The organism is Pseudomonas sp. Sample_10 (assembly GCF_004321495.1).
Classification (GTDB): domain Bacteria; phylum Pseudomonadota; class Gammaproteobacteria; order Pseudomonadales; family Pseudomonadaceae; genus Aquipseudomonas.
Map to the genome: position 1 here is coordinate 20,340 of NZ_RCOE01000158.1, position 13,775 is coordinate 34,114.

The window sequence follows — 13,775 nt, forward strand, 5'->3', positions numbered from 1 at the left end:
CGTCTTCAGCAACTGAAGTCGCTCGCTGGCATGGCCATCAAGCAGTTCGCGCCACCCAACAAGGCTTCCCGGTGTGCGCTTGCACGGGGTAATACGCGCCGCCAGTAGAATTCGGCAGTCTGTAGCTTGGCTTGATAAAAGGCGTTTTCACCCGTCCCGTTAGCCAGGGTTTCACCCGCTCGAACCGCGGCCTGCAGCCATAGCCCGGCCAGCAGGACGTAAGCCGAATAGGCGAGGAAGTCCACAGAGACCGCGCCGATTTCCTGCGGATCACGCTGGCAGGCGTCGATGATGGTCTTGCCCAACTCTCGCCATTGCTCAAGACGCTGACTGACTGCACCCGCCATGTCCTGCAGCTGGGGTTGGTGGCCAGCAGCCTCGACGTGCTGAGCGAGCTCATCAATCAGCGCGTGCAATTCGGCACCGCCATCGCCCATCAGCTTGCGCCGGACCAAGTCCAGCGCCTGGATGCCATTGGTGCCTTCATAGAGCTGGGTGATGCGGCTGTCGCGCATCAACTGTTCCATGCCCCATTCGCGGATGTAGCCATGCCCGCCATACAGTTGCACGCCGAGGCTGGCGACCTCCTGGCCGACATCGGTGAAGAACCCTTTGACGATCGGAATCAGAAACGCAGCGCGGCGCATGGCTGCGCGACGATCATCGGGTTCTGGCGCACCGTGCTCGAGATCGAGTTGCCGTGCGGTGTAGGCGCCCAGCATCCGGCAGCCCTCGGTGAGGGACTTCTGCGTCAGCAACATGCGACGCACATCCGGATGAACAATGATCGGATCGGCAGCCTTGTCTGGCGCCACTGCACCGGTCAGCGAGCGCGACTGCAGACGTTCACGGGCGTAGGCCAGGCCGCCCTGGAAAGCGGCTTCAGCGATCCCCAGTCCCTGCAACCCGACCTGGAATCGTGCGTCGTTCATCATGGTGAACATGCAGGACAGGCCTTGATTCGGCTCGCCGACCAGCCAGCCCTGGGCACCGTCGAAATTCATGACGCAAGTCGAAGCGCCCTTGATGCCCATCTTGTGTTCCAGCGCGCCACAGCTCAGCGCATTGCGCCGGCCATCGGCAAGGATTTTGGGTACCAGAAACAGACTGATGCCTTTCACACCCGCCGGGGCATCGGGCAAGCGTGCCAGCACCAGATGAATGATGTTGTCAGTCAGGTCCTGCTCACCACCGCTGATGAAAATCTTGCTGCCGGTGATCAGATAGCTGCCGTCGGCGTGAGGCTGCGCGCGGGTGCGCAATAACGCCAGGTCCGTGCCGGCCTGCGGCTCGGTAAGGCACATGGTGCCGGTCCATTCGCCACTGACCATCTTGCCCAGCCAGGTTTGCCTGAGCGCTTCGCTGCCATGGCGATGCACGGCCAGGACCGCGCCTTCGGTCAACCCGGAATAGATCCGAAACGACAACGACGCCGCCATTAACATCTCGTGGAAACAAGCCGACGCCATTTGCGGCAAGCCTTGTCCCCCGTAGGCCATCGGCCCGGTCATGCTCGCCCAACCGTTGTCGACGTATTGACGATAGGCTTCGCGAAAGCCATCCGGCGTGCGGACTTCAGTACCGAGCAACTGGCAGCCTTGCTCGTCGCTGTTGCGGTTGAGCGGGGCTATCACCTCTGCGGTGAAGCGCCCCGCCTCTTCCAGAATGCCGTCAAGGGTGTCGCGGTCCAGGTCCAACCCCAGGTGTTGGCAGTGCCCGGTGACATCGAACATTTCATGCAATACGAAGCGCATATCGCGCAGCGGTGCCTGGTAGTTCATACGCGGCCCTCCCCGACATCGGCAAAGTGTTTGCCGCTGGCCATCAATCGGGAGATCAGTCCGGCGGGATGCCAATGCTCGCCGAAAAGACCTTGCAGACGTTCCAGTCGAGCCAGCAGGGAATTCATGCCCTGCCCATCCGCCCAGCGCATCGGTCCGCCGGTTTCAATCGGAAAGCCATAACCGTTGAGCCATACCTGATCGATGTCATGGCTGCTGGCCGCAATGCCTTCTTCGAGGATCTTCGCGCCTTCATTGACCAGTGCCAAAAGGCAGCGATCAAGGATTTCCCGTGCGTCGATGTCGCGGCGGCGGTAGCCCAACCCCTGAGATACCTTGAGCACCCATTCGTCCACCAGAGGGTCATGCTCAGCCTGGCGACTGCCGGGAGCATAGCGGTAATACCCGGCACCGCTTTTCTGACCCAGCCGCCCGAGTTCGCACAAGGCGTTGTCGACTTGCACCAAGGGGGCGTCCATACCCTGCCCGGCCAGTTGACGCGCGCGCCACTCCAGATCGATGCCGATCACGTCATACATGCGGAACGGGCCCATGGCGAAACCAAATTGCTGCAGCACCTCGTCCACCTGCTGAGGGAATGCGCCTTCCAGGAGTAATTTTCGTGCCTCGGCCACATAGCTGCGCAGCATGCGGTTGCCGATGAAACCGGGGCAATTGCCCGCCACCACCGCTACTTTGCCGGTACGCTGCGCGAGCCTGCGGGCCACTTCGAGCACTTGGCTGTCGGTGTCCTTGCCACGAACGATCTCCAACAGTTTCATGATGTGGGCAGGACTGAAGTAATGCAGACCCAACACCTGCGGTGAACGCCCGGTGACCGCCGCAATCGCGTCGATGTCCAGCGCCGAGGTGTTGCTGGCCAGGATCGCCGTGGGCTTGAGGTGCGCGTCCAGCGCGCGGAAGATTTCCTGTTTGAGCTCCAGGCTTTCGTACACCGCTTCGATCACCAGGTCCGCTTCTGCCAGCGCCGCGTAACTTTGTACCGGGCGTACTCGCTCGAGATTGGCGTGCGCCTCGACCTGCGTGATGCGTTGTTTACCCACCTGCTGCGACCAGGTTTGCTCAATCATCGACAGGCCCGCGTCGAGTGTCTGGGTATTGCTCTCCAGCCACAGCACCGGCAACCCGGCGCTGGCCAGACTGATGACGATGCCCCGGCCCATGGTGCCGGCGCCGATCACGGCGACCTGCTGGATATCGAAAGGGGTGCTCACACGCGGTGCTCCTGCATTGGGAAAAATGAACAGCCGACACCCTAAGCAGGCTTCAAGTATTTTTGAAATTTCATTTTCATATGCCATATATTCTGCGTATGAATACTTCAAACTTTGATCTGAACCTGCTGCGCGTGTTCGACATGTTGCTGCGTGAGCAGAATGTCTCGCGCGCAGCGCAACGCCTGGCGTTGACCCAACCCACGGTGAGCAACGCCCTGGCGCGCTTGCGCGATATGCTGGGCGACCCCCTGCTGGTGCGCGTCGGTCGGCGCATGTGCCCGACCCCTCGAGCGCTCGCGCTGGAAGGGCCTATTCGCGCCGCGTTGCAACAAATCGAGCAAACGCTGTCCACCGGTGACGCGTTCGACCCACTGCGCAGCCATCGTCAATTGAGAATTGCCCTGACCGACTTCGTCGAACAACTGTGCATGCCGTCCTTGCTGGCAAGCCTGCAGACGCAGGCGCCGCACCTGCGCATCGATGTCGCCCACCTAAGTCCCAGCCTGCCCGCCGAGGCGCTGGACAGAGGCGAACTGGACATGGTGCTGGGTCGTTTCGATCACGTACCGGCACGTTTCACTCGCCAGCTCTGGCGCAGCGAAACCCTGCGAGTCGCGGTGTGTCAGGACCATCCGCGACTGAGTGACGGCCTGGACCTGCAGCGTTTCCTGCAATTGCGCCACGTCTGGGTTCATGGTGGCCAGACCCGCGGCATGGTCGACCAATGGCTGGCCGAGCAGAACCTCGTGCGACAGATCGTCTACACCACGCCTAATTACCTGCAAGCCGCGCACCTGGTGGCCGCGACCGAACTCTGTGTCGTGTTGCCGACGCTGCTGGCGCAGCAGTTCGCCAGGCTGCTGCCGCTGAAGCTGTATGAACTGCCGTTCGCGCTACCGCCCTTCGATCTAGAGCTGGTACGCCTGACCCATCGCCAGCACGACCCGGCGCTGACCTGGCTCGAGGCGCAAATCCTGGCCATTCAACCGGGCTGAGCCATTACCCAATGCGATGGCTGGCATGCCGCTCTGGTATTGGCTGCGACTCGAACCGCTCCTTAGAGTGGATCGCCCGAACAATAACAAGGACTGCTCCATGCGTTTTTCACAGCCTTTGCTCACCCTCGCCCTGCTGGTACCGCTGACGAGTCTCGCCGCCACGCCTGCCAAGGATGCGACAACCAATACCCTGCAAAACAACCAGCAATGGCTGCAGCGACTGCCTTTCGCCGATCGTGGAGATTTCGAGGCCGCTGAGCGGGGGCTGATCGAGCGGTATGAGGAGGTCGTCAGTAATGCGGGGGGCAAAACAGTCTGGGATTTAAAGCAATACGCGTTTCTGAACCGCACAGACGCGCCTGCGACCGTCAACCCGAGTCTGTGGCGCATCGCGCAGCTCAATACGCTTGCCGGTCTGTTCAAGGTCACCGAGGGTATCTATCAGATTCGTGGCATGGACCTGGCAAACATGACCATTGTCGAGGGGGATAACGGGCTCATCGTGCTCGACCCGCTGCTGGCGGTGGAAACCGCCAGAGCCGGCCTGGAACTGTACTTCAAACACCGTCCGCGCAAACCGGTGACTACGGTGATTTATACCCACCCGCACGTCGACCATTTCGGCGGGGTGCGTGGGGTGATCGACGAAGCGGACGTGAAGGCCGGCAAGGTTCAGGTCATCGCACCCCACGGTTTTTTTGAGCACGCCATCGGCGAAAACGTGCTGGCCGGACCGGCGATGAAACGTCGTGCCCAATACATGTACGGCGCCGGGCTGCCGCGCGGTGAGCGGGGCCAGGTCGACGCCGGGCTGGGCAAGGGCGTGCCGGCGAACGCGACGGTCAGCCTGATCGCCCCCACCCGGGAAATCAGCAAGCCGCTGGAACGCCTGACCCTGGAGGGCATTGAAGTCGAATTCCAACTCACGCCTGGCACCGAGTCGCCGGCCGAGATGAACATCTATTTCCCACGGTTCAAGGCGCTGTGCATGGCCGAAAACGCAACTCACGTCCAACACAACGTGCTGACCTTGCGCGGTGCACTGGTTCGCGACCCGAAGATCTGGGCGCATTACCTTGACGAGTCCCTGGTGCGTTACGGCAATCAGGCCGAGGTGGTTTTTGCCCAGCATCACTGGCCCACTTGGGGTAGCGCACAGATACGCGATTATCTGGCTGACCAGCGCGACATGTATGCATTCATCGATAGCCAGAGCCTGCGCCTGATCAATCAGGGCCAGACGCCAATGGAAATCGCCGAGACCCTGAGCTCGTTGCCGCCACGCCTGGCCAGCAAGTGGTACAGCCGCGATTACTACGGCTCGTTGAGCCACAACGTGCGCGCCGTCTACCAGCGTTACATGGGTTTCTATGATGGCAACCCGGCGAACCTCAATCCGCTGCCGCCCCAAGCGGCTGGCAAGCGATACGTCGCTGCCATGGGCGGTGCCGACCAGGTCCTGAGCCACGCGCAAAAAGCCTTCGACGAAGGGGACTATCGCTGGGTGGCGCAACTGACCAACCATTTGGTTTTTGCCGAGCCCGACAACGCCGCTGCGCGCCAATTGCAGGCCGATGCACTGGAGCAACTGGGCTATCAGAGCGAGAACGCCACCTGGCGCAATGCCTACCTGAGCGGCGCCCAGGAACTGCGCGATGGCGTAGCGGCCGCCACCGGCAGCGGCGGCAATACCGACGACATGGTGCGGGCGCTGACACCGACGATGTTTTTCGAATATCTCGGCGTTCGAGTCGATGCACTGAAAGCGGCCGACAACGACCTGACCATCAACTGGCGCTTCACCGATCTGAACGAGGATTACGCCTTGACCCTGCGCAATGGTGTACTCACCCATCGCGACCTTGCACGACATGACCAGGCCGACGTGCAAATCAGCATGAAAAAATCGACGCTGGATCGCATCGCACTCAAGCAGACGGGTTTCCTGAAAGAAGCAACGCTGGGCGATATCACGATCGAGGGTGAACGGGTTAAATTCCTGCGCTTCATGGGTGGACTGGAGGAAGCGGACGCGCGTTTCAACATCGTCACACCTTGAGCCCGCGTGGGCGGCGCCTCAGGCGCCGCTCAGCAGCCCGATGATGCCGATGAGCGCGAGCAAACACACCGACATGCCTAGTGCCAGGATCGCCCGCGAGGCTGGCGCTGCTCGCTCCGACTGGAGCATCGCCAATCCCTGACGATAACGGCGGCCTTGCCTTGCAAGCAAAGTCAGCGCGACGACACCGCCCATCCCCACCGACACCTGGTCACCGGCCCGCCCCGCCAGAACCAGCACCACCAGCAACGCCAACAGCGTCCTTCGCCATGCCAATTCGGTACGCTCCGCCTGCAGCCCAGGGTCACCCATGCCAACGGGGCCAAAGCACACTGGCGATCAGCACGACCGCGGTTAAACAGCCCAATGCCAGCAGCGGTGCGAGCGCCGGCAGAGGCAGCGGCTGGCGCTGACGCAGCGCTCGCTCCACCTTCAGCCAGCGCACGCATGCACCGATGCTCACCAACTGACTCAGTAACATCAAACTGATCGCCATGACCATGCGTAGCCGAGGTTCGAAGACCTCCCCGGCGAGTGCTTCGACGGCGATCCCTCCCCCAAGCAGCGCCAGTGAGGTGCGAATCCAGGCGAGGAAGGTGCGCTCATTGGCCAGCGTGAATCGCGGATCAGGCGACTCACCTGCGCCCAACAGGGTTTCAGTCAAGGTACGGCGCTTTTGCTGCATGCCCATCAGCGCACACCGAAGCTGCGCAATGCGCCCGGTGAAAAGTATGAAAGGCTGGTCGGCAGATTGAAGACATAAGGTTTGCGCTGCTCATTGATCAAACCCGAAACGTGATAACGGCCGCTCTTCAAATCATAGGTGACCTCCATGGCATTGACTGCAGCCTCACCACCGGGGTGGTAAAAACTGTGCGCCCCGGACGTGCGCCACAACGTTCCCCGTTGATCGTAGAGGTCAGCCTCGAGAATCGCCCAGGTGTCTTCGTCGATGTAGTAATGACGTTTGGCGTAGATGTGTTGGGCACCGGGTTTGAGGGTCGCCACGACCTCCCACACCCGGTGCAATTCGTAGCGGGTAGGTACGGGGTCGACATGCCCTGGGCGAATCAGCTCGCTGTAGCGCAGGTGGGGTGAAGCCAGGCGATAGCTGTTATAGGGAACGTGCAGCAACTTCTTGCCTGCCAGATGCCAGTCGTAACGATCCGGCGCACCGTTGAACATGTCACGACTGTCGGCCGTGCGCAGGCCCGCCGTCCCGGGTCCGGTGGTGTCATAGTCGATACCCGGAGCACGCCTGACCCGTCGCTGGCTGGAACTGTAGACCCAGGACAGTCGCGGCTCGGCGACCTGGTCGAGCGTTTCATGCACCACCATTGCATCTCCGGCAAGCCGCGACGGCGCGGTCATGCGGTAAGTGAAGTAGTAAAGGATATTGTCGGCCCCTGCGTCCGGCAGCCCGTCCGGGCGGGCGAATTCCTGACGTGCGCTCATCAGGGTGAAGCGTCCGTTGCCCAACGGCGTCACGCTGTCCGAGACAAGGCTGTAACTGGCGTTGCGGTTGCGCGTCAGATGATTCCAGATGACCTCCAGGCCATTGCGCGGAACAGGGAAAGCGATCGCCCCGGCAAAGCCGTGCAGGCCATTGCCCTGATCCGCCAGTTGCGCGAACTCAGCATTGCGAGCGGCCGATGCGGCAAGCGGCGCAGGGACGGCGACACTGCGATGGGTGGGATAGACCGGCAGTTTCATCGTCTCGGGAAACTTCTTGAGCAAAGCGATCTGCCCGGCCGACAGTTGGTCCTCATACTGCTTGTAATTGCGCGCAGTGATTTCGTACAGAGGTCGCTCGTCGGCGAAGGGGTCGATCGGCGTGCCGTTACTTTCCAAGCGTTGCTGTGCTGCCGTGAGTCCGCCCTGCCAGGCCGGGATTCGACCGTCAGGAGAAGCGCCTCGTTGGGCGCCTATGGGCGTCAGTTCCGGGGGCAACTCGCCTGTGGCCAGCGCTGTCGTCGCCCATGACATTCCCAGCAGCAGACAGCAGGAAACGGGGGCCATCGACGACCGGAAAAAACCTCGGGTACGGGTTGTCATCACTCTTAACCTCTTATTGTGTTTATCAGAGAGTGAACAAATGCATGCCCCACCGATGAAGCTTCAAACGCATGACGGGGCAGGTGGAAGGGTCAATCTTTATGGGTGTTCCGATAGCCTCTTGTTGAGTATCAATGGATACTAAGTAGGGCCTTTGGCCCCGACAAATAGCGTCTTCAGATAGTTGCCATATCAGTTCGGCATAGCCAGAGATTTGCCCATGACCTTGAAACAGCTGCGTTACTTGATCGCCATTGCAGAAGCGGGAAGCTTCTCCAATGCCGCACGCCGGGCGTTCATCGCCCAGCCTGCCCTGAGCCGCCAGATCGGTTTACTGGAAAGCGAACTGGACATGCAGTTATTGGCCCGCCAGCACGACGGCATCGAATTGACCGATGCCGGCCGACAGTTGTACGAAGTGGCTCGATCGGTGATTCAGAAGCTCGACTCGGTGAAGGACGAACTCAAATCGAGCCAGGGCAATCCGATGGGTCATGTGTCTATTTCCATACCCGCGACAGCGTCGGCTCTGCTGCTGCCCACTATCATCACGCAGGCACAGGCCAAGTTTCCGGGGATCAAGCTAACGATTTGGGATGGCCTGAGTCGCGAAGGCGGCCAGGCGATCGAACTGGGCAAAGTGGATTTCGGGGTCGTGCCAAACGCTGAAGAGCTGGAACATGTCATTGCCGAACCGGTGTTCACCGAAGACCTGTATTGGGTAGGCACACCTGCGCAAGAGGCTGACAACTCGCCCATTACTCTGGCTGAAGCCGCGGCGACCCGACTGGTAATGCCGCCGCGCGCCCTGCACCTGCGCCGGCGTATCGAGCAAGCGGCGATGGAAACCGGGGTGACGCTCGATTCAAGCTATGAACAGCAGTCAGCGCCCGGCATCAGCAGCCTGGTGCGCGCCGGGTTGGCGGCGACCATCAGCAATTGGCCGCCGCTGACGGAACTGCTGGAACCGATATCGGCCCGGCTGATCGTGGAACCACGGATTACCCGAACCATTTCCCTGGCCTATTCGCAGCATAAGCCGCTGTCGTTTGCGGCAACGTGCATGCGTGATCTGGTGCGCGGTCTACTCATCGAGGCTGTGGTCGACGCCCGCTGGAAAGGCAGCTTGATCGAGCGCACGCCCGAGGAAGACTTGAGCCAGGTCCATCGCTGAGGGCGCTGCGCCTCAATGGCGCAGCGCCCGGCGGTGTCAACTGACCCGCGGCGCTGCGACACCGACAACCTGATGCAGCCGCTCCCGGGTTTTCTGAGGATCCATCCGGAACAACCCGATCAGCCCCGCGACCACCAACACCGCGCCGCAGACCAGGAACCCCTCCCCGTAGCCGGCCGGGTGCTCGGCGCCCGCGCCCTGCACCAAAATCCCGGTGACCACAGGCGCCGACAAACCGGCCAGCGAAGCGATGCCGTTGCCAATCGCCAGAATGCCTGCGCGTTGGCTGCCGGGCGTGAACTCGGCGAGCATGGCCGGCCCCACCGAATACATCACCAGTGCCAGGCCGCCGCTGAATGTCAGGCAGACGATCCGCTCGATGCTCGACAGCCCCGGCAGGAAAAGCGCGGCGCTCAGAAGACCACTGGCAATCAGACAGATCGAAACGAACGCACCTCGTGACCAGCGCGTCGCCATGCCGCCGCGCATCATGCGCTGCGATAACCAGGCCATGAACAGGCTCAGCGGCGTGGTGACAACTACGAACAGCACAAACACCCGGCCGGTCATGATCGGATCGATACCCAGGCCATTCTCCAGATAGCTCGGCACCCAGGTCAGCGTCAGCGCCAACGACCAATTGGCAGCAAAATGACAGAGGTAATTGCTCAGTACCGTGCTGTCCGTGAGCAATCTTTTATAAGGTACGCGCTCCTCGTCCTGCGCAAGCTGGCCGGGGCGAATGCGATCCAGCGTGCCTTCACGTCCCAGCAGCCACCACAACACGCACCAGACTGCGCCGATTGCAGCGAGGACGATGAAGTTCATGCGCCATCCGTAATGCACGCTGATCCACGGGATCATCGCACCGGCGACCAGCAAACCAAAGGCACTGCCGGTATGCAGCAGTGCGACCGGCAGGTTGCGACGGTCGTTGGGAAACCATTTGTACAAGGCGTGGGTGGCTACCGGCGACGCCGGCCCTTCGCCGATGCCCAGCAGCACACGACAGGCGACGATTGCCCACAAGGAGGTGACAAACAGCATCGGCAGTTGAATGAGCGCCCAGAACGCGCCCATGCCCAACAGCAGGGTACGCGTGGGGCGGCGATTGGCGACGAAGCCGCCGATCACTGCGGAAATCGCGAAGAACCAGTGCAGTGCGCCACCTACCAGACCGAACTCGGTCGGTGACAGGCCAAGCTCCTTGGACATCGGCACTGCAACCAGGCCAATGACGACCTTGTCGAGGAAGTTGACCAGCATCAGCAGTGCCAGCAGTACCGCAACCATCCAGGCCGTGCCCAGACGTGCGGGGGTTTGAGTGTGGGTCATGATTGTCTCTCGTTATTGTTCTTGTCAGAGCGTCCGGCCAGGTGCGGCCGGACGTGCGGCGGGCACTGCTAGCCAGGCATCAGAACGCCCTTGGCAATGGTGTTACGCTGAATTTCACTGGTGCCGGTGAGGATGCGCATCATACGGGTCGCGCGGAAAATCCACTCAACCGGATTGCCGCGCAGCAGCCCCGCTCCGCCGTGAATCTGCACCGCGCGGTCGGCGATACGGAAAGCCGTCTCGGACACGAATAGCTTGCACATGGGTGCCTGAGTACGGATATCCCCACCGGCATCATTCACCGCGGCTGTCGCATAGACCATGCTGCGCGCAGCATGCAACTCGGTCGCCATGTCGGCAATCATGTGGTTGATCGACTGGAACATTGCGATCGGCTGGCCGAACTGCTTGCGCGTTCGGGCGTAGTCGATCGACAGGTTCAGCGCCAAGCCTGCCAGGCCCAGCAAAGTCGGGCAATGCAGCAAGCGATTAAGGGTGATCCGCCCCATCGCCAGCTTGAATCCCTGCCCCTCCTCGCCAATGCGGTTGGCCACGGGCACCCGTACTTCGTCCAGGAAGATATCGCCATGGGCGCCACCGCCGGACATCACCGCATAGTCGCTCTCTATGCGCACGCCTGGCGCCTTCAGATCGATGAAGAACGCCGAAATCCCCTGGGCGCCACCGCCTGGTCCGGTAACGGCGAGCAGCACCGCGATATCGGCATAGGGCGCACCCGAGATGAAACGCTTGCTACCGTTGAGCACATATTCTTCACCGTCACGGCGTGCAATCGTCTTGATCGCCGTTGCATCGGAGCCGGCTTCACTCTCGGTCAGCGCGAAGCACACGGCCTTCTCGGCACGGCACACCGGCTGCAGGAAAGACTCGATCTGCCAGGGGCTGGCGACCTTGAACAGATGCCCGATGCGCGGCGGACCGGACAGTTCGCCAAGGATGTGCGGAGCCAGCATGGAACCACTCAGTACCGTGGCCTCCTTCACTGCACACAGGTCTGAAACGTTCAGCCCGGCGCCGCCGATGGCCTCGGGCAGCATGATGTTGTAAAAACCCTGGTCGCAGGAGCGCTGCCAGACCTCTTGCAGCACATCGCGAGGATGGGGCTTGGCCCAACTCAGGCCTGCGCGTTGTTCAAGGGGCAGAACTTCGTCGCGAATGAAGCCACCGATGGCCTCGATGATTTGGCTGGCTTTTTCACTTGGCTGATACATGGTGATCTCCTCCTCAGATGCGACGGTCGCAGTTTTGCCAGTAGGCATCGCGAATAAGACGGCGAACCACTTTGCCGTTGGGGTTCTTCGGTAGTTCGCTGACAAAATCCACAGCACGGGGTTTCTTGAACCCGGCCAGGTTTCGCGCGCAGTGTTCGATAACCTCGAGCTCACTGAGTGCGGTGCCCGGCTTGAGTACGATGACGGCTCGCACCGACTCGCCCCACTGCTCGTCCGGCACGCCGACGACCGCCGCCTCGAAGACTTGAGGCAAGTTGTAGAGCACCTGTTCGACTTCCGTCGGATAAATGTTGAAGCCCCCGGAAATGATCATTTCCTTCTTGCGGTCGACGATGAACACATAACCCTGATCATCCACCGTCGCCAGGTCGCCACTTAGGTAGTAACCATCGCGCATGACCTCGGCGGTGAGCTCTGGCGCGCGCCAGTAGCCCTGCATGATGTCCGGTCCCTTGACCACGATCTCGCCGATTTCGCCCGGCTTCACATCCTGGAAGTCCTCGTTGACCACCCGCAGGTCGGTCTCGAAGTAACAGCGCCCGCAGGAGGCGAGGCGTCGATAGTCGCCGTTTTCGCACAGGTGGTCCCGCTCGGTCAGTACCGTGACCAGCGAACAGGTTTCGCCGGCACCATAACCTTGTGCCAGGATCGGCCCGAACACTTCGATGGCGCGCTTGACCAGAGAAGGTGCCATCGGTGCAGCGCCGTACATGACCAGGCTCAGGCTGCTGAGGTCGTAGCACTCCACGCCCGGGAAATTCACTATTCGGTTGATCATCGCGGGCACCAGGAATAACCGGGTGACGCGTTCACGCTGAATGCTTTCGAGCAGCAGTTGATCGTCGTAGCGTTCCAGCAACAGGTTGCAGGCGCCAACCGCCAGCAACGGCATCAACTGCATGCCGCTGGCATGGGTGATCGGCCCGACGTGGGCCATGACATCGCCCGGCGCGGCACGCCGGGTGGGGCTGGCGATGCTCTTGCGGATCAGCGCCTTGCGATTACCGACGCTGAGCATGGCGGCCTTCAGCACACCGGAGCTGCCGGAGGTGTAATGCAACACGGCCAGGGCGTCGTCCGACGGGTCGCAACTGACCGGTTTATTGTCGCCTTGGCTCAGCAGTGCCGAGTAGGCGACATCACCGCCCTCATCTCCCAGCGCCACGATCAGACGCAACGCGGGGACCTGAGCCCGGCGGGCAGTCAAGGCCTGGGCAAATACAGGCGTGGTGATCAGCGCGACGCTGCAAGAGTCGTTGATGATCTGGATGACCTCGTCCAGTGACAGGCGCGCATTGACGGGCACCTTCACCAGGCCGGCCTTATAGAACGCGACTTCGGCTTCGACCAGTTCAACCCGGTTCTCGGCGAGGATGGCGACGTGCTCGCCAAGGGTGATGCCCTGGCCCAGTAATGCCGAGGCAAGCTGGTTTGTACGCTGTTCAAGCTGAGCGAAGGTCACTCGCGTGTTGACATCAATGACGGCCATTCGCTCAGGCCAATACTTGGCACTTCGACTGATTATTTTTCCAAGGTTCACGTTGTTGTTCTCGTCGACAGTTAAGACCGGAACGATCCTAAACAGCGGCGCAACGGCAAACGTAATATCAGTTCTTGATGCCGGGTATAGCGGTTTTAGCTGGCTCTACTTGTCGTCTCAAACGCCCGCGTCAGCCATGCCAAAGTGTTATGGCAACAATCCAAAGACGCTATTTGTGAGCGGATCCGCCGCCTACCTATTATCCCTCGCGACCGACAACGAACCAGCCAACGGCAGTCAATAGCCCGGATGTTCGTTCAGTTGTCCCACCCCCTCACTCTCTAATAAGCACAATAAGAGGTTAAGAGTGAACGCTATCCTTGCCCACCGGTTTCGCTCATC

At 61.1% G+C, this 13,775-nt stretch carries 11 protein-coding genes; 3 read left to right on the plus strand and 8 right to left on the minus strand.

The genetic code is table 11. From position 1 onward, the window contains the following. Nucleotides 1-5 precede the first annotated feature (5 nt). Together D8U18_RS15670 and D8U18_RS15675 are read right to left on the minus strand one after the other, a co-directional pair. Entirely contained in the window at nt 6-1,781 is a 1,776-nt protein-coding gene (locus tag D8U18_RS15670; protein ID WP_131107947.1) for an acyl-CoA dehydrogenase C-terminal domain-containing protein, read from the minus strand. Beyond that, nucleotides 1,778-3,016: a 3-hydroxyacyl-CoA dehydrogenase gene (locus tag D8U18_RS15675; RefSeq protein ID WP_131107948.1), complete on the minus strand. Its 1,239-nt coding sequence runs from the start codon at nt 3,014-3,016 to the stop codon at nt 1,778-1,780. The genes D8U18_RS15670 and D8U18_RS15675 overlap by 4 nt, the downstream gene beginning before the upstream one ends. 80 nt (nt 3,017-3,096) lie before the next feature. Here D8U18_RS15675 and D8U18_RS15680 point away from each other — a divergent pair, with 80 nt between their 5' ends. Together D8U18_RS15680 and D8U18_RS15685 are read left to right on the plus strand one after the other, a co-directional pair. Beyond that, nucleotides 3,097-4,014, plus strand: coding sequence for a LysR family transcriptional regulator (locus D8U18_RS15680; protein WP_131107949.1), 918 nt, complete (start codon nt 3,097-3,099; stop codon nt 4,012-4,014). 100 nt (nt 4,015-4,114) lie between these two features. Further along, the gene (locus tag D8U18_RS15685) at nt 4,115-6,076 is read left to right on the plus strand and encodes an alkyl sulfatase dimerization domain-containing protein (protein ID WP_131107950.1); all 1,962 of its coding nucleotides are present in this window, start codon (nt 4,115-4,117) and stop codon (nt 6,074-6,076) included. A gap of 18 nt (nt 6,077-6,094) precedes the next feature. Here D8U18_RS15685 and D8U18_RS15690 read toward each other — a convergent pair whose 3' ends face one another. The 3 genes from D8U18_RS15690 to D8U18_RS15700 are packed head-to-tail and all read right to left on the minus strand — an operon-like array spanning nt 6,095 to nt 8,095. After that, nucleotides 6,095-6,388 carry a DUF202 domain-containing protein gene (locus tag D8U18_RS15690; RefSeq protein WP_130905054.1) on the minus strand — a complete coding sequence of 98 codons (294 nt, stop codon included), beginning with the start codon at nt 6,386-6,388 and terminating at the stop codon, nt 6,095-6,097. Continuing rightward, entirely contained in the window at nt 6,381-6,767 is a 387-nt protein-coding gene (locus tag D8U18_RS15695; protein WP_130905055.1) for a DUF202 domain-containing protein, read from the minus strand. The genes D8U18_RS15690 and D8U18_RS15695 overlap by 8 nt, the downstream gene beginning before the upstream one ends. Beyond that, nucleotides 6,767-8,095: a DUF1329 domain-containing protein gene (locus D8U18_RS15700; protein ID WP_131107979.1), complete on the minus strand. Its 1,329-nt coding sequence runs from the start codon at nt 8,093-8,095 to the stop codon at nt 6,767-6,769. The genes D8U18_RS15695 and D8U18_RS15700 overlap by 1 nt, the downstream gene beginning before the upstream one ends. A gap of 256 nt (nt 8,096-8,351) precedes the next feature. Between D8U18_RS15700 and D8U18_RS15705 the strand changes: the two genes are divergently transcribed. Next, nucleotides 8,352-9,305, plus strand: coding sequence for a LysR family transcriptional regulator (locus D8U18_RS15705; RefSeq protein ID WP_130905057.1), 954 nt, complete (start codon nt 8,352-8,354; stop codon nt 9,303-9,305). Nucleotides 9,306-9,341: 36 nt separating this feature from the next. On the opposite strand, the gene D8U18_RS15710 is transcribed toward D8U18_RS15705, so the two are convergent. The 3 genes from D8U18_RS15710 to D8U18_RS15720 all read right to left on the minus strand — a co-directional run bounded on the left by D8U18_RS15710 (nt 9,342) and on the right by D8U18_RS15720 (nt 13,433). Beyond that, nucleotides 9,342-10,598, minus strand: a complete 1,257-nt coding sequence (locus D8U18_RS15710; protein WP_130905131.1) for an MFS transporter — start codon at nt 10,596-10,598, stop codon at nt 9,342-9,344. A gap of 110 nt (nt 10,599-10,708) precedes the next feature. Next, nucleotides 10,709-11,872 carry an acyl-CoA dehydrogenase family protein gene (locus tag D8U18_RS15715; RefSeq protein ID WP_130905058.1) on the minus strand — a complete coding sequence of 388 codons (1,164 nt, stop codon included), beginning with the start codon at nt 11,870-11,872 and terminating at the stop codon, nt 10,709-10,711. 13 nt (nt 11,873-11,885) lie between these two features. Next, nucleotides 11,886-13,433, minus strand: a complete 1,548-nt coding sequence (locus D8U18_RS15720) for an AMP-binding protein (RefSeq protein WP_131107951.1) — start codon at nt 13,431-13,433, stop codon at nt 11,886-11,888. Between the last annotated feature and the right edge of the window lie 342 nt (nt 13,434-13,775).

Excerpts from the sequence above, each read along its gene's own strand:
- D8U18_RS15710 (WP_130905131.1), bottom strand. The coding sequence starts at position 10,598 with ATGGTTGCGGTACTGCTGGCACTGCTGATGCTGGTCAACTTCCTCGAC.
- D8U18_RS15670 (WP_131107947.1), bottom strand. The coding sequence starts at position 1,781 with ATGAACTACCAGGCACCGCTGCGCGATATGCGCTTCGTATTGCATGAA.
- D8U18_RS15705 (WP_130905057.1), top strand. The coding sequence starts at position 8,352 with ATGACCTTGAAACAGCTGCGTTACTTGATCGCCATTGCAGAAGCGGGA.
- D8U18_RS15685 (WP_131107950.1), top strand. The coding sequence starts at position 4,115 with ATGCGTTTTTCACAGCCTTTGCTCACCCTCGCCCTGCTGGTACCGCTG.
- D8U18_RS15680 (WP_131107949.1), top strand. The coding sequence starts at position 3,097 with ATGCCATATATTCTGCGTATGAATACTTCAAACTTTGATCTGAACCTG.
- D8U18_RS15695 (WP_130905055.1), bottom strand. The coding sequence starts at position 6,767 with ATGGGCATGCAGCAAAAGCGCCGTACCTTGACTGAAACCCTGTTGGGC.
- D8U18_RS15700 (WP_131107979.1), bottom strand. The coding sequence starts at position 8,095 with ATGGCCCCCGTTTCCTGCTGTCTGCTGCTGGGAATGTCATGGGCGACG.
- D8U18_RS15715 (WP_130905058.1), bottom strand. The coding sequence starts at position 11,872 with ATGTATCAGCCAAGTGAAAAAGCCAGCCAAATCATCGAGGCCATCGGT.
- D8U18_RS15690 (WP_130905054.1), bottom strand. The coding sequence starts at position 6,388 with ATGGGTGACCCTGGGCTGCAGGCGGAGCGTACCGAATTGGCATGGCGA.